Origin of the sequence: Acutalibacter sp. 1XD8-36 (genome assembly GCF_009917525.1) — a bacterium.
GTDB lineage: Bacteria > Bacillota > Clostridia > Oscillospirales > Acutalibacteraceae > Acutalibacter.
The window spans coordinates 79412-98731 of sequence record NZ_QZDU01000006.1; the positions used below are offsets into that span (position 1 = coordinate 79412).

The following is a 19320-nucleotide window of genomic DNA, read 5'->3' on the forward strand; positions in this document are numbered from 1 at the left end:
TATGATGCTTGAATCTTTTGTCAGATGGTTTTTTAGAATCTGCTGGGATAAGCCAGGTTTTCCCTTTCTTGATTGCACCCTATAGCCGCCCATCTGCACATCTTGATTCAAAATAAATCCAGTATTTATTATACATCATATATCGGAATAACGCAACAAAGTATTCCTTGCAAACTGTTCTACGGGAGTTCATACCACTCTTATTGCCATTTTATAAGTTATATCTGATATAACATCAAAATCCGATTGACTACAAGCTATACTATGTGTTATCCTATACAAGAGAGGAGTTGATCGTCATGGTTATACGAGAGAACTATCTGGCGAAAATCCGTCCCTTTATCGGCAAGGACATCATCAAGGTACTGACCGGCATCCGGCGCGGCGGGAAAAGCGTCCTGTTGGAACAGATTCGTGACGAGATAGGCAGCCCTAATACCATCTTTCTAAACTTTGAGGATTTGGGAAACCAACACCTATGCGAATATAACGCCCTTCATGACTATGTATGTGAGAAAATCGGAGACAGCAAGGAACAATTCTACCTGTTCTTCGATGAGGTTCAAGAGGTGCAGGGCTGGGAGAAGGCAGTCAACTCCCTGCGGGTGAAGTTCCATGCGGACATCTACATCACCGGCTCCAACTCCCGGCTGCTGTCCGGCGAACTGGCTACCTATATTGCCGGGCGGTATATTTCCTTTGTTGTATACCCCTTTTCCTTTACTGAGTTTCAAATGGCTGACCCCGGACTTACTTTCCATCAATACATCCAGTATGGCGGCATGCCCTTTCTGTCCAGCATCAACTTCGAGCCGGAGATCAGCAAGAACTACCTCCAGGACATCTTCAACTCGGTGGTGCTGAAGGATATTGTCAAGCGCAACAACATCCGGGACGTTGACCTATTGGAGCGCATCATTGCCTATGCCCTGGCCAACGTAGGAAGGAGCTTTTCCGCCACCAGCATCTCCAAGTTCTTCAAGGCGGAAAACCGCACCGTAGCCCCCGAAACGATCCTGAACTATCTGAAAGCCTGTGAGGAAGCCTATTTTCTGTATCGCTTCAAGAGCCAGGACATCAACGGTAAGAAGGTATTGAAGGTCAACGAAAAATACTATGTGGCCGATCACGGACTGCGGGAAGCTGTCATCGGCTCGAACCTTCAAAATGTGGAGATCGTTCTGGAAAACATCGTGGGCCTGGAACTACTTCGCCGGGGGTACAAGGTCTACGTTGGCCGTGTCGGGACGAAGGAAATCGACTTCGTGGGCGAGAAACAGGGGGACAAGCTGTATGTGCAGGTCTGTTACCTGCTCAGTGATGAAGCTACCATCCAGCGGGAATTTGGTTCGCTGTTGGAGGTCAGGGACAACTATCCGAAACTGGTTCTGTATAAAGAAGGCTCCTTCCGGGGGAACTATGAGGGTATCCCGGCGATGAGGATTGAGGACTGGTTGGCTGGAAAAAATGTGTGAAAACTGCGTTGTATTCCCCGAAAAAATGTGTTATACTATTCCTGATCCCACACAAGAAGGGCTGGTAATGTGATGAAGCGAAACGCCTTAGACGCTCTGATCCAGTGGCAGCACAGCGAAGACCGCAAGCCCATGGTACTCAAGGGCGCTCGGCAGGTTGGCAAGACCTGGCTCATGAAGGAATTCGGGCAAGGCTGCTACGAACATTCCGTTTACTTCAACTTTGATGAAGAGGACGAATTGAAGTCCATCTTTGAAGCCAATAAAAACCCCCAGCGGATCATCGAATTGCTGTCAATGATCGTCGGTGAGAAGATACTTCCCGGCAAGACCCTGGTGATTTTTGACGAGATACAGGAGTGTCCCGCCGCCCTCAACGCCTTGAAATACTTCAAGGAAAGGGCCAACGAGTACCATATTATTTCGGCTGGCAGTCTCCTGGGGACGCTGCTGGCCCAGCCAAAGTCCTACCCGGTGGGCATGGTGAACCTGCTGGACCTCTCCCCTCTTACCTTCGATGAATTTCTGGCGGCTGTGGAGCCTTCCCTGTATGAGTTCTACTGCGGCATCCAGAAGGAGCAGCCTATTGAGGAGATTTTCCACCGCCGTCTGATGGAAGCCTGCAATAACTACTTCATCATTGGCGGGATGCCGGAGTGCGTGGCCTTATGGATAAAATACAAAGACCCGGCTAAGGTGGCTCAGATCCAGCGGGAGCTGATTGAGATATATGAAAACGACTTCTCCAAGCACAACGGCAAGGTCAACAGCGGCCGCATTCTGATGGTTTTCCGCAGCATCGTCTCCCAGCTTGCAAAAGCCAATGAGAAATTCATGTACGGTGCTGTCCGGGAAGGAGGACGGGCCAGAGACTTTGAGGAAGCGATAGAATGGCTCGTTTCTGCCGGGATGCTGAACCGGGTCTACAATATCTCCAAGCTGGAGCATCCTCTTGCCGCTTTTGACAAGCTGGATCAGTTCAAGCTCTTTGTCTTTGACACCGGCCTGCTCAAGCAGATGGCGGGGATCGACAACAGCGCAATTCTGTTGAAAAGCGATTACCAATTCAAAGGCCCCCTGACCGAGAATTTTGTTTTGCAGCAGCTCCGAGGCCAGTTCGAGGTAGAACCCCGCTACTACTCCGACAAAAACGGTGAGATTGATTTTGTGGTGCAATACGGAACAGAGATCATCCCCATTGAGGCCAAGGGCGGCGAGGACAAATCAGCCCCTTCCTTCAAGCGGTATATTGCTGAAAAGCAGCCGGAACACGCTCTGCGATTCTCTAAGCGTGGCTACCGGAAGGATGGGTATATTACCAATCTTCCGCTATATCTGGCGAAAAAAACAAGGGAACTGCTTTAGCGGCTATACTTTAGAGAAAAAAGAGGACATCCAATCATATGACCAATGAAAAAGTATTCCAAATGGATTTTGGGAAAGTCTACGAACTTCTTTTGAATAAGGCAGTCAAGAAGGGGCGTACACAAACGGAAGTTGATGAAGTTATCTTCTGGCTGACAGGACACAATACAGAAAGTTTGGAAAAGGCCCTTACATCCTCGGTCTGCTACGGAGACTTTTTCCGCAACGCACCCGCCCCCAATCCCAATCGGACGCTGATAAAGGGTGTGGTCTGCGGCATACGGGTGGAGGAAATCGAAGACCCTCTCATGCGAGAAATCCGGTACTTGGATAAGCTCATCGACGAGCTTGCCAAGGGCAAGCCTATGGAAAAGATTCTGCGGAAACAGGAGGAACCAACCATGTGGGTATGCCCCAAATGCGGCCGGTCATTTCGCAGAAAAGAGCAGGATCATTATTGTGGGAAAGCGCCGGAGACGATCGAGGAATACATCCTCAGCCAGCCGGAAGAGGTGCAGCCTTATCTGCGCCAAGTCAATGACGCCATTAAAGGCAGCATCCCGGAGGCCAAGGAAAAGATCTCCTGGAGTATGCCCACCTATTGGAAGGGCCGCAACCTGATCCAGTTCGCGGCTTTCAAACGGCACATCGGCCTTTATCCCGGCCCAGAGGCTGTGGAGGTGTTTGCCGACAGATTGACGGACTATAAGACCAGCAAAGGAGCCATTCAGATCCCCTACAGCAAGCCGCTCCCGTTAGAGTTGATAGGAGAGATCGCGGCGTGGTGCGGGACAAATAACCAGAAATAGGGACTTGTCCGCACATTTTTCAGCCCACTGAAAAAGCCCCAGAACCCTTGCAAACACTGGGCTCCGGGGCTTTTACTTAAATCGCTAATTTCGGCGAAGGCCTGCGCATTCTAACCGACCGCCTGGACAGCAAGAATTTCTACGCCTTCAACCCCTCCTTCGACAAGTAGGCAAGGCACAAATGCAAAAAGTAAAGGCCGGCAGGACAGCCCTGTCGGCCTTTATGCTTTATATGAGGCTATCTCCGCCTGGCCCAGCCAAACAGCCCCGACTCGCCGAACATCTTCACACTCTTAAGCCACCCCGGTTCAATCCTCTCCAGCACCACCTGGGGGCACTCGTAAGTGCTGAGCTTGCGCTGGTTCTTTAAATCCTCCATCAGCTCATTATACCTGCGCACGGAGATTTCCTCGCAGTCCGGGCGCAGCACCTTATAGTTTCCGGGCTTTGAGAACTTGAAGGCGTAGATAAAGTCGGCCCAGATTCCGTACTCGGTTATATGCACAAACTCCTCAGGCACATCCATGGTGAGGCGTACGGAGCCTGATACCTTCCCTCCGGTGTTCTGCTTTTTGCCCTTTACCACCGCGAAGACCGGGCACTCGCAGTGGAGCCCCAGCATGTCTATCAGCGCGTTATACTCCCCGCGGAGGCCGAGGTTGGGCTTTGCCCGGTAGACCTCGCCGCTTCTCAGGGTGCGGAGCACCACCTTGGACTGGTAGGTTTGCAGTATCATCTCAGGTTTCCCCTTTCTCCTCTTTCTCCCGCCTGTACTCCTCCGGGGTCTTTACAGCCCAGTCATACAGGTATGTGTCAAAGGCGCCCACCCGGTTGGGGCGGATAAGGTAGCGCCGAAGCAGCGCGTCCTCGTCCTGGCCGGTGCCGCCGTAAAAGGCGTCCGCTATGCCCCCGGCTATACAGCCCACCGTGTCCGTGTCGCACCGCACGCTGTACACATTCCTTATGCAGCTCTCCCAGTCCTCAGACTCCAAAAAGCAGCGTATTGCCAAGGGCATTGTGCCCATGGCGGTCACGTCAAACCTGCCGAAGGGCCGGTACAGGAACAGGGGGCGCGCCACGGTGTATTTATAGCGCCTGCGCATATAATATGCTATCTCGGCCTTGCTGGCCCCGGTGCGGGCCATAAATACCGCCGCAGCCGTAGCTATGGCTGCCCTGATTCCCTCATAGTGGTCGTGGGTGCAGACGGAGCTCTGCCTTGCCTCCCGCTCAACATCCTCCAGGGTGTCAAAGTAAAGGCCTATATAGCTCACCCGCATGGCAGAGCCGTTGCCGTAGCTGTTATAGCCCTTCTCAGAGTGGGCGTGCAGCCAGTTCTTGAACATGGGCCCGTAGCCCGCCTGCATGTACCGCCGCCCGAAGCGCTGGTAGGCCCGGAAATACGGCACACCTGTGAGCACAGCGTACTTTGTGGCGATGGTGAGCACAGTGTCGTCGGTGTACTTGCTCATGCCGTTAAAGAGCTCCTCACGCCGCCAGTCGAATTTCTCAGGCCTTGTAAACTCAAACCGCGACCCGGCGATATCGCCCAGTATTGCCCCGTACACTCCACACACCCCCGGCTCTTTTGCGTCCATTATAACATGGCGCCGGTTAAATTACTATTTGGCATATTGCACAAAAAGAACGCCGGACCATCCAGGCCCGGCGCCATTTGCTTATGGGTTTTCGCTTAGCCCTCGCGGAAGGTGCAGCACTCGGTGCCGGATTTGCCGGTCACATCGTCGCAGCAGCAGCCCACGCAGACACACTCGGCCTCGCACCTGCAGTCGTTATTATAGGTGCAATTCTTGGCCTTGCAGTCGATGGCTGTCTCCGCGGACGCGCAGCCGCAGGAGCCTGCACTGTTGCTGCTCCCGCCGCGAGGCTCGAAGGACTCGCAGCAGGTCTGGCGGCTCTCCCGGGCGCCGGGACCCTCAACCTTGATACCGGGCAGGTCGCAGAAGTTGTGCTCGTTATGGCGGCAGGCGGTCACTGAACATTCAAGCTTGTTTCTCATGGTAAATGCCCCCTATATTATAGAAAGTGGTCGGACAGGGGTTAGTATTGCCGCAAAGCATCAAATTATCAGCCCTCCGGGAAAAGGGAGTTCAGGTCCTCCACCCGCTGGTAGGTATTTGCAGCGGTGGCGCTGTTCATAAAGAGCACATCGGTTATGCCGTTATCCCTTATAAAGTCCGGCAGGCTCCCGGAAAAGCTCCTGAAGTCTATCATATATACCTCGTCAAAGCTGGCGCCCATAAATGCCCCGGCAGCGTTGCCGTAGGATTCCTTTACCACTGCAAGCTTTCTGTTCATATATGAATTTTCATTCTGTATGCGCACACATGGCAGGTCGCCCCAGAGGAACATGCTGTAGCCCATGGAGGCGTCGCTGCTGTTCACGCCGTCCAGCTGGGAGAAGTCATAGCCGTCGTAGCTCATAGCGGCCTTATAGGGGTATCCGGGCTCGAAGGTCTCGATATGGTCCGGGTTGTCATACAGGCAGTCCTCGCCGGTGACCTCGGCAAGATAGCCGTAGAAGTCCCGCTCGTGGCTCACAGCGTTAAACTGCTCCAGAGACGTACAGGGCACCTGGGCAACTTTGCAGAACTCCTCATAGGCGTAGTAGGCCCCCCGGGCGGTCCAGTGGGTGTCGGTGTTGAAATAGAGGTACTCCTCCTTATGCTGGTCCAGGGCGTCGCAGATGTCAACGGGCTGGGCGTATTTATAGGTGCTGTAGATATATCGTATATTGTCCTTTTGTGAGCCGCAGCCAAGGCTGTCCCGAAGCCTCTCCGGCAGGCCGTACTCGCTGTGGTTGGGGACTATCATATTATATACCTTCACATCGGCGGGCAGGTCCCTTGCAAAGCCGTCTATAGCCTGGGCGTAGGGATCCGAGGCCTCGTCGTAGCCGTAGAACAGTTCAAAGGCCATATTGTTCCAGATGTATATGCCCTCAGAGAGATAGCCGTCCTCGCCGTTGTCAGGTATGGGGCCGGGAGTGGGCGTTGGCTCCGGCGTAGGTGATGGAGTGGGCGCCGGAGTAGGCGTGGGCTCTGCCTCAGACTCCACGGCAGAGGATACAGGTGCCGGGCTGGGCCCCTTTGCCTCCTGCTCCTTATCCCTTAGGCCCAGCTCACGGACAAGGAGTATGCCCGCAGCCAGCAGGCCGGTGAGTATAATTATTACAGCTATAATGAGCCAGAGGCTCGGTCGATTGTCCGCATGATGCTTGCCTGGCATAGGGGTCAGCTCCTTCCACTTTTATCCAGCCCCTAAATCATACCAGAATTTCCCCGGTAAAGCAAGCAAAGGCTAAAACTTTCTCAATCTTTCAGAATAAACCTCCCCAAAAGCTGCATGGCTATGAAGGCTACAATGCAGGTGACAAGTGTCTCGGGTATCATGTACATGCCGTTATAGCAGGTGGAGTAGATTATCCCAAGCTGTGGGCCGGTGAGGTAGCTGAGCCCGGGGAAGAAGTTTGCCACCAGCTCCTGCATATAGCCCACTTCCATAAACTGGGCCCAGAGCAGCCAGCCTGAGAGTATGGACGAAACATACCGCAGAAGTCCGGCTATAAGGCAGCCCAGGGTAAAGGCCGCGGGGTCATGCTTTATTTTGCCCCGGAATATCCCCGCAAGGCCCAGCACCGTGAAGGCCAGCAGGTAGTCGAGGAATATGGAGCCGGCTACAGTCGCGCCGGATATGCCCTTGAGGGCGTCCAGGCCAAAGAGCAGCTGCAGCACGCTGAAGGTGAAGCCGGCCCCAAGGCCCCATTTTATCCCGGAGCGGAAGCTGAAAAGCATTACCGGCAGCATGGAGCAAAGGGTAATTGAGCCGCCGTACGGCAGGTCGAAAACCTTCACAAAGGACAGCGCTGTCCCCAGGGCCACGAGAACTCCGGCAAGGACCAGGTTCTCCACATTTTTCGGGCGTGTGTTTGATGTGTTGTTCATTTAGCATTTCCCTTTCTCAAAAAGATTATTTTTGAAAAATGAAAAGCGCCGCCCGGAAAAAATTTTCCGAACAGCGCAGAAGCTCCCAAAAGTATAGAATAAGCTTGGGAAAATGAGATGCTTCCTCCGTCGGTATTATCCGCCTCAGGTTCATAGGGTCTAAGCTCGCAGCTCCTCTCAGCACACCCGGGCCATCGTACCATAAGCCCGGGGACCTGCCAAAGCAGCGCTCTGGCAAGGTCCGCTCCCCTGCTCTTCATTTTTCGGTTTTATTCTAGCCTATGTCCTTCTATTTGTCAATAGCGAATTTCTCCGGCACTGTCCAATGGCCTTTGCATAAATTTGCTATTGCTTTTTCCCGGCTCATGGTTTATAATACTTTATAAAGAATTTATAAAAACGCTGGTGGTGTTTCAGTTATGAAAGCAAAAGACCTTGCCAAAAAGCTGGGAGTTTCCCCCGCGACCATGTCCCTGGTGCTGAACAATAAGCCGGGTATCAGCAGCGCTCTGAGAAAGTCCCTTTTGGAGCAGATACATGAGCTTGGCTATGGGCAGATGCTGTGCGAGTCCTGCAGGGAGGGCTCGGCCCCGGGGCAGCAGGCGGCGGTGAAGGCAGAGGAGCCCGGCGGGGGCGGCTGCGCCTGCAAGTCCATTGCGTATTTTATCTACCATGAGCACGACTACCTGGAGGATATGAATGACCCGTATAACTTCTTCTCCGGGGTTCTGGAGGGCATAGAGGCCGAGGCCTGGGAGCATGACTACTACCTGATAATGCTCCACGCCGGGCGGTACAAGAAGGCGACCATTGAGGAGCAGCTCCGCCGGGCGGGGAACGTGGCGGGAGTCATTGTGCACCCCTGCTCTATTGACGAGAAGATTGCCGAGACCGTAAGGTCGCTGCCGGTGCCCTGCGTGTTTATGGACACCTACACCGACTCCACCTGGCAGCCGCCCTCGGTGTGTATCAGCAACAGCCAGGGAATGCACCGGGTGGTGCGGCACCTGAAGGAGCTGGGGCACCGCCGCATAGGCTACGTGTCAAGCGGCTGGGAGAACCTTCTGAACCTGGAGCGCCGCCGCTGCTTTAGGGAGGCCATGAGGGACTTCGGGCTTTGCTGCAGCGAGAGCGACTTCTTCACAGCCGGGGAGGAGAGTGGCCTAGTGGACTATACCAGCCTTTCGGGGGATTTCGGGAGCGCCGGGAGCCTGCCCACGGCTATGGTCTGCGAAAACGACCGCCAGGCTTGGCGGACTATAATGGCTCTGCAGGCTGTTGGCAAGAGGGTCCCCGAGGATGTGTCTGTGGTGGGCTTTGACGACGGGGCCATCTGCACCACCATTGAGCCGAACATCACCACAATCCACAATTCGCCCCAGCTTATGGGCCGCCAGTGCGTGCTCATGCTGGAAAACCTCCTGCGCCTGAAGGACCTGGGAGAGGAGGCCTGGCTGCGCTATGAGCTGCCCGCAAGCCTGATTTTAAGGGAAAGCACAGGGCCCGCGCCCCTTGAACTGTAAGAAAATATTAATAAATTGTAACTATTGAAGCTCTTGACATTGTTCTTTTTCAGAGTTATAATTATTCGCGGCTTGGGATTACTCCAAGCCGTAATCTATGATTAGAAAGGTGAACCTAAAATGAAAAAGAATGTTCTACGTACACTGGCCGCTGTGCTGGCCCTGACAATGCTGTTCTCACTGGCCGCCTGCGGCGACGACAAGGGCTCCGGCAGCTCCACCCCCAGCTCCAGCGAGACCAGTTCCGCAGCTGACGACAGCTCCAGCGAGTCCAGCACCGAGGAGTCCAGCTCTGAGGCTGAGGATAGCTCCGAGGAGAGCTCTGCGGCCTCCACCGGCGCTGCCGACGGCGTGTTCCCCACCGTCAAGGCTTTCCTGGAGGACCCCACCACTAAGGCCCAGCTGGACGCTTCCATCGAGCAGATGCTCGGCGGCGATGATTCCATGGACGTGACCCTGGAGGGCACTGAAGACACCCTGATTTATATGTTCAAGTTCAGCGACGAGGCCCTGGAGGGCGCCGATGAGAGCACTCTGAAGGCTAATCTTGATGAAGGTCTCAACGAGGCGACTTTCGTATCCACCTTCGAGAACATCGCCGGCACTGTTGCTCAGGTTGTCGAGGCTGATAGCGTCAAGGTCAAGGTTGTTTATGCCAAGGCTGACGGCACCGAGATTGCCAGCAAGGAGTACACCGGTAAGTAATTTACAGCTAACATAGCAGAAAAGCCTCAGGGTCAAAACCCTGAGGCTTTTGCTATTGGAGTTTACATCCGGCTCCTGTATCTGCGGTAAACATTGCTGCCAAGGGCGAGGGCTGCAACGAGGGCGCAGGCCCCCAGCAGCACCCACATGCCAAGGGAGAAGAAGCCCCGCAGGTCCATGGCGGGCCAGTCTGTGAGGCAGCCAAACCCATGGGTGAAAGGGGTCAGCATAAGGTCGAAGACAGCCCCCACCGCCCTTATGCCGAAGCTAAAGACGGCCCCGAAGAACCGCAGGCTTAAATCAGCCACCCAGGAGAGAAGCTTCCAGGCGTAGCCGAACATGGTGAAGAACAGGTCAAAGATAGATAGTGTCATGTTAATACCCCCTGTATATTGTTTTTAGTTTGTGCTCTCGACTATACGGTAGTAGGTGCGGGCGGTGAGCAGGTAGATGACAAGGTAGAACATACTGAACACCAGCACACAGCCTGCCATGGACATGATTATCAGGTTAAAATTCACCATCTCCATGAGCATTAGTATCTTTTGCAGCATTGGGAAGGCGAAGCACAGGTGTATAAGGGCCATTAAGAGTGGCAGGAAGAAGACCATCAGGACCTGGCTGTGGATACTGCGCTTTACCTCCTGGTGGCTCATGCCCACCTTCTGCATGATGTCAAAGCGCTTTGCGTCCTCGTACCCTTCCGAGACCTGCTTATAGTAGATGATGAGCACGGTGCCCATGAGGAACATTGCCCCCATAAAGAGCCCTAGGAAGAATATCCCGCCAAAGAGCCCGGTGGCGTCCTCGCGCTCGCTTACGATATTGCGGCAGTAGTAGCTGAGTCCCCAGCCGTTTGTGCCGAGGCACTCCCAGCTTTTGCTGGTATCCATGACCCATCCCAGAAGCTCGTCGTAAACAGATACTATCTTCTCAGGGTCATGGCCGGCTATATCAAAGTATAAGAAATAAGATGGGTCCACCCAGGGCTCGTCGGAGGATATGCCTTCGCCGGGATTTTGCAGGCGGCCGTCCACTATCAGCTCCGGGTCGTTTATCACAAGGCCGTAGTTCTCGATATTATCATAATTGCTGAATTTGGAGTCGGTGTAGGGCATGTCTATTTTCTCCACCTGATAGGTCCTGCCGAAGACGGAGACGGTTTCGCTGTCAAATTTATTGCCCGGGTCGCATAGGAGAACCTTCCCGCTGTCGAGAGTGTAGTCCGTTTTGGCGAAGGCGTTATAATCGTCTAAGGCGAAGATGGTGAAGAAGGCATAAACAGTGCCATACGCGGTTTCGTTCCTGAACTCGAAGCCGTCCCCCTGCCGGATAGCTCCCAGGTCCCAGGCGCGGTAGGTGAGCACATCATCCATCTGTGCGCTGTGGGCGGCTGCCGTCTCCTCCGCCTTAGCCTTTACCGAATCGAACTCATCCTGCAGGACGCCGGTGAAGCTCACATTTATATCCCGGGCACAACGGCTGCGCACCATGTCCTCTGTGCCTGTATATAGTGAGAAGGTGGTGGACACCGTCACCAGCAGGCAGGTAAACAGGATACAGATTGAGGCAAGTCCGGCGGCATTCTGCTTCATGCGGTAGAGCATACCTGAGACGGTGGTGAAGTGCCGGGTCTTATAGTAGAAGCCCTTGTTTTTCTTCAGGAGCTTGAGCATGGCTGTTATACCCACCATAAAGAGGAGGTATGTGCCCAGAATGACCAGTATTACAGCCACAAAGAACATTGTCAGGGCCGCTACAGGGTCCTCGATGGTGACAGCCATATAGTACCCGGCCCCCAGCAGTCCGGCGCCGATAATAGCCAGGAGCCAATGGGCCTTGGGCTCCTTCTCCCCTGTCTCCCCGCCGTGGAGCAGCTCAATGGGCTTTGACAGCCGCACCTGCAGGATATTATAGAGGGCTGTTGCCAGGAAGATACAGGCAAAGAGTATGATTGTGTTCCTGATGCCTGAGATGGGTATCACAAAGGGGATGAGCCCGGGCATACCAAGTAATTGCTCCAGGATAAGGAAGAATACCTTGGAGAATATCACTCCGAAGCCGATACCCATTATAAGGCATACGGCGGCGGTCATAAAGGTCTCGGTGAGTATGACCCCGGCAATATGCCGCTTCTCCATGCCTAGGATATTGTATAGTCCCAGCTCCTTTTTCCGGCGCTTCATAAGGAAGCTGTTGGTGTAAAAGAGGAATATCGCGCCGAATATGGCTATGACATAGGTGCCAAGCTCCAAGGCCGCGCCGGAGCTTGTGACTCCGTAGAATTTTGAGCCCCTGGTCCCCATGGTGAGGGCGAAGAGCATATAGTACATCATGATTATCCCGGAGCCCGAGAGCAGGTAGGGCACCGTTACCCGGTAGCTGCTTTTAATGTTGTGGACCGCAAGCTTTGGATAGAGCTTAAACATTGCCCTGCGCCCCCTCTCTGCCGGTGGCAAGGACCGTAAGGGTTTCGGAAATGCTCTGGTACATCTGGTCGTCGGTCTGGCTGCCCCGGTATATCTGGTGGAACACCTGGCCGTCCTTTATAAAGAGCACCCTCCCCGCACGGCTGGCGGCCTGTATGGAGTGGGTCACCATCAGGACCGTCTGGCCTGAGGCGTTCACCTTTGAGAAGATGTCCATTATCTGCCCGGCTGAGCGGGAGTCCAAGGCTCCGGTGGGCTCGTCGGCAAGTATCAGCTGGGGCTGGGTTATAATGGCCCTTGCTATGGCTACCCGCTGCTTCTGGCCCCCGGATATTTCATAGGGGAATTTTCCCAGGAGCTCTGCTATGCCAAGGCTCATTGCAATGGGCTCCAGGCGCTGGCGCATTTCGGGATACTTCTTCCCCGCCAGGACCAGGGGCAGGAAGATGTTGTCCTGGACGGAGAAGGTATCAAGAAGGTTGAAATCCTGGAAGACAAAGCCCAGGTTGTCCCGGCGGAAGGCGGATATCTCAGACTCCTTCAGGCTGGTGATATCCCGCATGTTAAGGTACACCTTGCCGGAGGTGGGCTTATCCAGGGCAGCTAAAATGTTCAGGAGGGTGGTCTTGCCGGAGCCGGATTCGCCCATTATGGCGGCGAACTCCCCCTCCTCCACAGTAAAGCTCACGTCCTGGAGGGCGTGGACCTGGGCGCCGCCCAGACGGTTTGAATAGGTCTTTTTCAGGTGTTCTACATTTAAAACTGGCATATATAAATCTCCTTTACGTTTTTTGCATGGTTTAAGTATAGCGGGTAATTCTTACAAAATCCATAAGCTGGGCTTACAAAATGGGGCCGTCAGCTTACAGTTTTGTAAGGTTGGGCAAAAAAAGAAGCCCTTACAGGGCTTCAGTCCTTCGGCAGGGCCGGGCGGTCCAGATACAGCAGCACCGTGGTGCCCCTGCCCGGCTGGGATTTTATCTCAAAGGACGTTTGCATCTTGTCTAAAACCGACTTGCAGAGGTACAGCCCCAGCCCGGTGCTGGAGCGCTCGGCCCGCCCGTTCTGCCCGGTAAACCCGCGCTCGCACACCCGGGGCAGGTCGGCGGGGTTTATGCCCACGCCGGTGTCACAGACAGAGAGCACATGCCCCGGGCCCATGGAGATGGTTATGCCGCCGGACACGGTATATTTGACCGCGTTGGAGATAAGCTGCTCCAGCACGAAAAGCAGCCATTTTTCGTCGGTTATAACCCTGTCGTCAAAGTCCTCAAGGTCCACCCGGAGCTTCTTATATATGAACTGGGACGCAAACTTTTTCACGGCTTTTGAGACAATGGGCCGCACCTGGCAGCTTTCCAGGCGCAGGTCCGAGCTGATGGAGTGCAGGCGCAGATACCCTAAGAGCATCTCCATATAGCGCTCTATTTTAAACAGCTCCTGGCGCAGGGCCTCGGCCTCTGGCACGCTCCCGGACTGGAGTATCAGGCCCATGGCGGCTAAAGGGGTCTTTACCTGGTGCACCCATAGGGTGTAGTAGTCCATAAGCTCCTCCTGGCGGGTGGCGGCCTGGCTCTCAAGGTCGGCGGCCCGGGTTCGCAGGAGCTCCATGGTCTCAAGGACGAGCTCCATAGGAAGTGGGCCTTCCATTGCAGCAGGCTCCGGGGAGCCCTGTAATGCAGAACACTTTACAGCTTTAAGCCGCCGCACGCTCCGGCAGTACCTGACAAAGTCGGGCACGGACATGACTATCGCCAGGGTGATAGCTATAAGGGCGCAGTAGCCTATCTGGGAGAGCCTTAGGCCGTAGAGGAGCATAAGCCCGGCTATGGCTGCAAAGAGCAGGAGCCCGCAGAGCAGCACCCGGCGGCGGTCAATGAGATATCTGAAAAACAGCATAGAGCCCTCCGTTTAACTGAACTGGTAGCCCAGGCCCTTCCTGGTGACAAGAGTGCCCTCAAGCCCCACAGACTCAAGCTTTTTGCGCAGGCGGGAGACATTTACCGTCAGGGTGTTGTCGTCTATAAAGCTCTCGCTCTCCCATAGGCGCACCATCAGGTCCCCGCGGCTCACTGTATGCCCACCGTTCTCCATTAGCACCTGGAGTATGCGGAACTCGTTCTTGGTGAGCTCCAGCTTCCCGCCGGGGCCGGCGACGGTCTCGGCTCCCAGGTCCAGTATTGCCGGGCCGTACTCTAAAAGGTTCGTGCTGCCAAGCAGGGAGTAGGTGCGGCGGAGCACGGCCTGAATCTTAGCTGTGAGCACCGTCAGGTCGAAGGGCTTTGCTATGAAGTCGTCGCCCCCGAGCTCGATAGCCGTTACGATATTTATATTGTCCGAGGCCGAGGACAGGAAGACCACAGGCACCTTGGAGCGCTTTCTCAGCTCCTGGCACCAGTAGTAGCCGTTATGCACCGGCAGGCCGATGTCCAGCAGCACCAGGTGCGGGTCGAAGTCCAGCAGCTCCTCCAGAACCCGGGAGAAATCCTCCACGGCCCGGGCCTGATAGCCCCACAGGGACAGGTGCTCGCAGACGGTGCGGCAGATGACCGGGTCATCCTCAACAATAAATATCTTATACATTCCGGAGTATCTCCCGGATATCCTCATAGCTCTCCGCCCGCCAGGTATAGCCGAGAGCGCTGCGCTCCCTGGTCCAGGCCCCGGGCGGGTCGTACCAGATGCTTCGGAGTCCGGCGTTTACGGCCCCCTGGATATCTGAGCTGGGTGAGTCTCCGATAACTACGGCCTCGTCCGGGGTGAAGCCGGGGATATGCCCGGCAACGTAGTCAAAGTAGCGCTTGTCCGGCTTGCCCACGCCAACGGCCTCGGAGACAAATACCTCCTTAAAGTATGGGGCAAGGCCTGAGTGCCTGAGCCTTGGGAACTGGCTCACCACGTTGCCGTTGGTTATAATATAGAGCTGATATGTAAAGCTCAGCTCCTTTACAAGCTCTACGGCCCCGGGATAGGCCGTGCCTGTTTCGGCCAGTGCTGTAAAGTATCTCTCATTTACAGCTTCCGGGTCACCGGACAGGCCGGACTCCGACAGGAACTCCACAAAGCGGGTGATATAGAGCTCCTGCTTTGTGCACTCCCCCCGCTCAAAGCGGTCCCAGGCCCGGTTATTGCAGGCATCATAGCAGTCCAGAAGCCCCTTTGAGTAGGGCCGCTGGTCGGAGAAGCAGGCGTCATACATTATTTTGAAGGAGCGGACCATGTCGGCGGGGAAGTCCAAGAGGGTATAGTCGGCGTCGAAGAGAAGAAAGCGCATATGACCATCCTTTCACGCATATTATCATAGAGAAATTATACCCGCTTTTTAAGCCGGTGTCAATCTCGGGAGGACAAGTCTATGAGGAAATCAGGGTCAATAGGGCGCGGCTTTATCAAGTATTTCGTGCTGTGGCTGGCATTGGCAGGAGCCGTGGGGGCGGTATGGCTTTTGGGCGGCGGTGAGAGCAGCGGGCTGGTGGAGCCGGCAGAGCCTGAGGTAAGGCCGGAGCCTACAGCAGAACCTGAGGAGATGGATGTCAAGGTCCCGCAGTCCTCGGAGCGGGGTGAGCTTGCCGGTGTATGGGTGCCGTACATGTCCCTTAATGTGCCGGAGCACACCAAGGAGGCCTTTGAAGCCAACTTTAAAAGTATAGCCGACAGCGCCAGGGAGAAGGGCCTCAATGCCCTGTTTGTGCACGTGCGGCCCTTCTCAGACGCGCTGTATCCCTCGGAGCTCTACCCCTGGTCCCATATACTCACCGGCACCCAGGGGCAGGACCCGGGCTTTGACCCGTTAAAATTCATGGTGGAGTATACCCACAGCCTGGGCATGGAGTTCCACGCCTGGATAAACCCTCTGCGGGTACAGACCACCGAGACCCCCAGCCAGCTATCCGGGCCTATAGCAGACCTTAAAGCGGACGCGCCCTACTACTTCATGGAGTGGCAGGGGGCGCTGTATCTGGACCCGGCGTACCCCTATGTGCGCACGCTGATAGCCAAGGGCGCGGCGGAAATAGCGGAGAAGTATCCGGTGGACGGCATTCACTTCGACGACTATTTTTATCCCTCACAGGACGGGAGCCTGGACGCCGAGGCCTACCAGCTGCACGTGGAGACAGTCTCAGAGCCGCTGGAGCTCCAGGACTGGCGCAGGGCGAACATCAACGCCATGGTAGCCGAGGTATATGACCGTGTGAAGTCCATGAGCCCAGAGGTACAGTTTGGCATTTCACCCCAGGGGAATATCGAAAACGACTTGAATATGGGCGCGGATGTAGAGGCCTGGTGTGCTGTGCCTGGGTATATAGACTATGTCTGCCCCCAGGTGTACTACGGCTTTGAAAACCCGGGGCTGAACTACACCCAGGCCCTGGAGGACTGGCAGGGGATGTACAGGCGTAAAGGCCTTGAGCTTTACATCGGTCTTGCGCTGTACAAGGCCGGGGACAGCTCCCAGGGCGAGGCCTGGACAGGCGGGGACGTGATAAGCAGGCAGATAAAGGCTGCCAGGGAGCTACCCTGTAATGGGGTTATACTTTACAGCAGCGACTTTCTTGACGCCGAGCAGACTGGCACGGAGATGAAGAACGCCGTGGAGACCCTTGCCGGCGTAGATTAGCATATCGGCCATTTACAAACCCGGCACAAATATGCTATCATAGCATCGAGAAAATGTCCCTCGAAAGGAATGATAGCATGGAGTTCAGGATACCAAACAGCAAGTGGATATGGGCAAGTGACCCCGGTGTGCTGAAAAGCACCAGTGCGAATCTTGTGCTTTTCAGAAAGAGCTTCGAGATTGGCGAGGCGCGTCAGTGCAGGCTGCGGGTCTCGGCGGACGCAAGGTATAAGCTGTACTGCAACGGCGGGCTTATCGCCCTGGGCCCTGCCAAGGGCGACAGGAGCGTATGGTACTATGACGAGGTAGACTTGACGCCGTATCTTCGCCCGGGAAAAAACGTGCTCTGCGCCCAGGTGCTGCAGTATCCCACCGGGCATAACCTGGGAAGCCACGGCGTGTTCCGCACCAATACCCCCGGGCTCTATGTGGAGGAGATTTACGATGGCCTCAAGGAGCCGGTCATGCAGACCACCGGTGAGACCGCGGCAGATACTGAGGACACCAGGGCCCATGGGTGCATAGGGCTGACTGCGGACGGCAGCTGGCGCTGGCACTACGTTGGTGGATTCAGTGTGGTACAGGAGGCCATGGGCTTTGCGCCGCTGATGTTTATGGAGAAGGTGGAGGCGGACCCGGCCCTCTTAGGCTGGACCCTGCCGGACTTTGACGACTCAGCCTGGCAACACGCCCGGCCCTACAGCCTTTTTGAAATGCGCAGCTCCGTGGTGCCGGGAAACCTGCTGCCAAGGCCTATACCCCAGGTGTACAGGGAGGACAGGCAGTTTGAGGGGGTTGTGCAGGCCATTAAGTCCGGGAGCAGTGTGAGGGACTGGGAGAATATGCTCCGGGGAGAGGGCGTTGTGAGCCTGCCCGCAAACTCCGAGGAGATAATAGACATAAGCGCGGGCTGTGAGGAGACCGGGTTCCTGTCTTTGCGCTTAGCCGGAGGCGGTGGCGCTGAGATATGCCTGCTCTGCTCGGAGGCCTACGGAGTGAAGACCGGGGACGGCCCGTTTGACCCCTTTATAAAGAAGGACCGCTGTGATAATGTCAACGGAGATTTAAATGGGTTTACAGACGTGTACACAGTGGCGGGCGGCGGCACGGAGTCTATGCCTGAGGCATATGAACCCTTCTGGTTCCGCACATTCAGGTTTATACGCCTGACTGTAAGGACCGGGGACAGCCCTCTGACTATATCCGGCTTTGATTACCAGGAGACAGGCTATCCCCTGGAGGTCAAAACAAAAATCGAGACCTCCGACCCGGCTATGGAAAAAATCTGGGAGATAAGCGAGCGCACCCTGCGCCGCTGTATGCAGGAGACCTACACCGACTGCCCATTCTATGAGCAGCTGCAATACGCCATGGACTCCCGCAGCCAGATACTCTACACCTATATGGTCTCCGGGGACGACCGGCTTGCCAGGGCCTGTATGGACGACTTCCGGCGCTCCCAGCGCTATGACGGCATGATAAACTGTTCTTACCCCTGCTATGAGCCAAACATAATCCCGGGCTTTGCCGTCTACTATATCCTGATGCTGTGGGACCATATGATGTTCTTCGGGGATAAGGGCTTCCTCAGGGGACATCTGGCCTGCATGGACGGCATACTGAATTTCTTCGGCAGTAATTTAGACGGGCGCGGGCTGGTGGGCAAAATCGGCGGTGTGAACGGACGCTCCAGGTACTGGTCCTTTATCGACTGGACGGACCAGTGGGACGAGACCAGCGGAGTCCCATGTGCTACACTAAAAGGGCCCATCACAATGGAGAGCCTTCTGTATGTGTACGGCCTGCAGGCAGCGGCGGAGGTGTCGGAGTTTGTGGGCAGGAGGGGTACGGCTGAGGAGTACCGCGCCCGGGCGGAAAGCGTTCAGGCGGCGGTGCGTGAGCACTGCACAGGCCGCAATGGGATGATAACCGACGGCCCGGGGGTAGAGGAGTACAGCCAGCACTGCCAGGTGTTCGCCCTGCTGACAGATACCCTCTCCGTTGAGCAGTCCAGGGCAAATATCTCAGAGACCCTTGATAACCCTGGGGAGTATGCCCAGTGCTCTGTGGCTATGGCATACTATCTTTTTAGGGCCCTTGAAAAAGCCGGGATGTATGAGCGCACTGAAAAGCTCTGGGACATCTGGCGGGAGATGGTGGAGAATAACCTTACCACCTGCGTCGAGGACAATGTCCGGGGCCGCAGCGATTGCCACGCCTGGGGAGCCCTGGCGCTGTATGAGCTCCCGGCGGTGGTGCTGGGGGTCAGGCCTTCGGCCCCGGGATTTGCAAAAGTTGAGGTAAAACCGGTACCCGGGCACTTTACCTGGGCCAGGGGATGCGTAGCCACGCCCCGGGGGGAGGTCCGGGTAAGCTGGAGGGCTGACGGAAAAGGCGGAATCGAGGTAGAGACTGAAGGGGCTTTGTAAGA

19 protein-coding genes and 1 pseudogene are annotated in these 19320 nt (G+C 55.4%); 8 read left to right on the forward strand and 12 right to left on the reverse strand.

Translation table 11 applies throughout. The features are described 5' to 3' along the window. Positions 1-299: 299 nt before the first annotated feature. The 4 genes and pseudogenes from D5270_RS10815 to D5270_RS16815 all read left to right on the forward strand — a co-directional run bounded on the left by D5270_RS10815 (position 300) and on the right by D5270_RS16815 (position 3649). Positions 300-1475: an ATP-binding protein gene (locus D5270_RS10815; protein ID WP_166544118.1), complete on the forward strand. Its 1176-nt coding sequence runs from the start codon at positions 300-302 to the stop codon at positions 1473-1475. Between the two features lie 72 nt (positions 1476-1547). Further along, positions 1548-2840: an ATP-binding protein gene (locus D5270_RS10820; RefSeq protein ID WP_166544206.1), complete on the forward strand. Its 1293-nt coding sequence runs from the start codon at positions 1548-1550 to the stop codon at positions 2838-2840. 38 nt (positions 2841-2878) lie between these two features. Further along, positions 2879-3226: pseudogene (locus D5270_RS16810) on the forward strand (DUF2200 domain-containing protein); the annotation flags it as partial. A gap of 15 nt (positions 3227-3241) precedes the next feature. Continuing rightward, positions 3242-3649 (forward strand): iron chaperone, encoded by a 408-nt coding sequence (locus D5270_RS16815; RefSeq protein ID WP_243150332.1) that lies wholly within the window; start codon positions 3242-3244, stop codon positions 3647-3649. Between the two features lie 238 nt (positions 3650-3887). Here D5270_RS16815 and D5270_RS10835 read toward each other — a convergent pair whose 3' ends face one another. From D5270_RS10835 to D5270_RS17265, 6 genes are all read right to left on the reverse strand, one after another. Continuing rightward, complete coding sequence (locus tag D5270_RS10835) at positions 3888-4385, reverse strand: hypothetical protein (RefSeq protein ID WP_166544120.1); 498 nt, start codon at positions 4383-4385, stop codon at positions 3888-3890. Position 4386: 1 nt separating this feature from the next. Further along, entirely contained in the window at positions 4387-5247 is an 861-nt protein-coding gene (locus D5270_RS10840; protein WP_207709363.1) for an ADP-ribosylglycohydrolase family protein, read from the reverse strand. Positions 5248-5342: 95 nt separating this feature from the next. After that, the gene (locus D5270_RS10845) at positions 5343-5669 is read right to left on the reverse strand and encodes a DUF1540 domain-containing protein (protein WP_161474281.1); all 327 of its coding nucleotides are present in this window, start codon (positions 5667-5669) and stop codon (positions 5343-5345) included. 68 nt (positions 5670-5737) lie between these two features. Next, positions 5738-6898: a DHHW family protein gene (locus D5270_RS10850; RefSeq protein WP_166544121.1), complete on the reverse strand. Its 1161-nt coding sequence runs from the start codon at positions 6896-6898 to the stop codon at positions 5738-5740. A gap of 83 nt (positions 6899-6981) precedes the next feature. After that, on the reverse strand, positions 6982-7614 hold the full coding sequence (locus tag D5270_RS10855; protein WP_166544122.1) for an energy-coupled thiamine transporter ThiT: 633 nt from the start codon (positions 7612-7614) through the stop codon (positions 6982-6984). Then, complete coding sequence (locus D5270_RS17265; protein WP_442858602.1) at positions 7611-7874, reverse strand: hypothetical protein; 264 nt, start codon at positions 7872-7874, stop codon at positions 7611-7613. Before D5270_RS17265 ends, D5270_RS10855 begins: the two co-directional genes overlap by 4 nt. A 159-nt stretch (positions 7875-8033) precedes the next feature. On the opposite strand from D5270_RS17265, the gene D5270_RS10860 reads away from it, so the two are divergent. Next, positions 8034-9137, forward strand: coding sequence for a LacI family DNA-binding transcriptional regulator (locus tag D5270_RS10860; protein ID WP_166544123.1), 1104 nt, complete (start codon positions 8034-8036; stop codon positions 9135-9137). 120 nt (positions 9138-9257) lie between these two features. Further along, positions 9258-9842, forward strand: coding sequence for a DUF4854 domain-containing protein (locus D5270_RS10865; RefSeq protein ID WP_166544124.1), 585 nt, complete (start codon positions 9258-9260; stop codon positions 9840-9842). 62 nt (positions 9843-9904) lie between these two features. Here the strand turns inward: D5270_RS10865 and D5270_RS10870 are convergent, their stop codons facing one another. The 6 genes from D5270_RS10870 to D5270_RS10895 form a co-directional block, all read right to left on the reverse strand. After that, complete coding sequence (locus tag D5270_RS10870) at positions 9905-10216, reverse strand: hypothetical protein (RefSeq protein ID WP_166544125.1); 312 nt, start codon at positions 10214-10216, stop codon at positions 9905-9907. 24 nt (positions 10217-10240) lie between these two features. Then, the gene (locus D5270_RS10875) at positions 10241-12271 is read right to left on the reverse strand and encodes an ABC transporter permease (protein WP_166544126.1); all 2031 of its coding nucleotides are present in this window, start codon (positions 12269-12271) and stop codon (positions 10241-10243) included. Further along, positions 12264-13040 carry an ABC transporter ATP-binding protein gene (locus D5270_RS10880; RefSeq protein WP_166544127.1) on the reverse strand — a complete coding sequence of 259 codons (777 nt, stop codon included), beginning with the start codon at positions 13038-13040 and terminating at the stop codon, positions 12264-12266. The genes D5270_RS10875 and D5270_RS10880 overlap by 8 nt, the downstream gene beginning before the upstream one ends. Before the next feature lie 140 nt (positions 13041-13180). Beyond that, complete coding sequence (locus tag D5270_RS10885) at positions 13181-14170, reverse strand: sensor histidine kinase (RefSeq protein WP_166544128.1); 990 nt, start codon at positions 14168-14170, stop codon at positions 13181-13183. A gap of 12 nt (positions 14171-14182) precedes the next feature. After that, positions 14183-14854 (reverse strand): response regulator transcription factor, encoded by a 672-nt coding sequence (locus D5270_RS10890; RefSeq protein ID WP_166544129.1) that lies wholly within the window; start codon positions 14852-14854, stop codon positions 14183-14185. After that, entirely contained in the window at positions 14847-15545 is a 699-nt protein-coding gene (locus tag D5270_RS10895) for a YjjG family noncanonical pyrimidine nucleotidase (RefSeq protein WP_166544130.1), read from the reverse strand. The genes D5270_RS10890 and D5270_RS10895 overlap by 8 nt, the downstream gene beginning before the upstream one ends. 81 nt (positions 15546-15626) lie before the next feature. Here D5270_RS10895 and D5270_RS10900 point away from each other — a divergent pair, with 81 nt between their 5' ends. Both D5270_RS10900 and D5270_RS10905 read left to right on the forward strand, forming a co-directional pair. After that, positions 15627-16889 carry a glycoside hydrolase family 10 protein gene (locus D5270_RS10900; RefSeq protein WP_166544131.1) on the forward strand — a complete coding sequence of 421 codons (1263 nt, stop codon included), beginning with the start codon at positions 15627-15629 and terminating at the stop codon, positions 16887-16889. Positions 16890-16966: 77 nt separating this feature from the next. After that, positions 16967-19318 carry an alpha-L-rhamnosidase-related protein gene (locus tag D5270_RS10905; RefSeq protein ID WP_166544132.1) on the forward strand — a complete coding sequence of 784 codons (2352 nt, stop codon included), beginning with the start codon at positions 16967-16969 and terminating at the stop codon, positions 19316-19318. Positions 19319-19320: the final 2 nt, after the last annotated feature.

What these genes read in the sequence shown, in the direction of transcription:
- D5270_RS10815 (WP_166544118.1), top strand. Translation starts at nt 300, where the DNA reads ATGGTTATACGAGAGAACTATCTGGCGAAAATCCGTCCCTTTATCGGC.
- D5270_RS10820 (WP_166544206.1), top strand. Translation starts at nt 1,548, where the DNA reads ATGAAGCGAAACGCCTTAGACGCTCTGATCCAGTGGCAGCACAGCGAA.
- D5270_RS16815 (WP_243150332.1), top strand. Translation starts at nt 3,242, where the DNA reads ATGTGGGTATGCCCCAAATGCGGCCGGTCATTTCGCAGAAAAGAGCAG.
- D5270_RS10835 (WP_166544120.1), bottom strand. Translation starts at nt 4,385, where the DNA reads ATGATACTGCAAACCTACCAGTCCAAGGTGGTGCTCCGCACCCTGAGA.
- D5270_RS10840 (WP_207709363.1), bottom strand. Translation starts at nt 5,247, where the DNA reads ATGGACGCAAAAGAGCCGGGGGTGTGTGGAGTGTACGGGGCAATACTG.
- D5270_RS10845 (WP_161474281.1), bottom strand. Translation starts at nt 5,669, where the DNA reads ATGAGAAACAAGCTTGAATGTTCAGTGACCGCCTGCCGCCATAACGAG.
- D5270_RS10850 (WP_166544121.1), bottom strand. Translation starts at nt 6,898, where the DNA reads ATGCCAGGCAAGCATCATGCGGACAATCGACCGAGCCTCTGGCTCATT.
- D5270_RS10855 (WP_166544122.1), bottom strand. Translation starts at nt 7,614, where the DNA reads ATGAACAACACATCAAACACACGCCCGAAAAATGTGGAGAACCTGGTC.
- D5270_RS17265 (WP_442858602.1), bottom strand. Translation starts at nt 7,874, where the DNA reads ATGAAGAGCAGGGGAGCGGACCTTGCCAGAGCGCTGCTTTGGCAGGTC.
- D5270_RS10860 (WP_166544123.1), top strand. Translation starts at nt 8,034, where the DNA reads ATGAAAGCAAAAGACCTTGCCAAAAAGCTGGGAGTTTCCCCCGCGACC.
- D5270_RS10865 (WP_166544124.1), top strand. Translation starts at nt 9,258, where the DNA reads ATGAAAAAGAATGTTCTACGTACACTGGCCGCTGTGCTGGCCCTGACA.
- D5270_RS10870 (WP_166544125.1), bottom strand. Translation starts at nt 10,216, where the DNA reads ATGACACTATCTATCTTTGACCTGTTCTTCACCATGTTCGGCTACGCC.
- D5270_RS10875 (WP_166544126.1), bottom strand. Translation starts at nt 12,271, where the DNA reads ATGTTTAAGCTCTATCCAAAGCTTGCGGTCCACAACATTAAAAGCAGC.
- D5270_RS10880 (WP_166544127.1), bottom strand. Translation starts at nt 13,040, where the DNA reads ATGCCAGTTTTAAATGTAGAACACCTGAAAAAGACCTATTCAAACCGT.
- D5270_RS10885 (WP_166544128.1), bottom strand. Translation starts at nt 14,170, where the DNA reads ATGCTGTTTTTCAGATATCTCATTGACCGCCGCCGGGTGCTGCTCTGC.
- D5270_RS10890 (WP_166544129.1), bottom strand. Translation starts at nt 14,854, where the DNA reads ATGTATAAGATATTTATTGTTGAGGATGACCCGGTCATCTGCCGCACC.
- D5270_RS10895 (WP_166544130.1), bottom strand. Translation starts at nt 15,545, where the DNA reads ATGCGCTTTCTTCTCTTCGACGCCGACTATACCCTCTTGGACTTCCCC.
- D5270_RS10900 (WP_166544131.1), top strand. Translation starts at nt 15,627, where the DNA reads ATGAGGAAATCAGGGTCAATAGGGCGCGGCTTTATCAAGTATTTCGTG.
- D5270_RS10905 (WP_166544132.1), top strand. Translation starts at nt 16,967, where the DNA reads ATGGAGTTCAGGATACCAAACAGCAAGTGGATATGGGCAAGTGACCCC.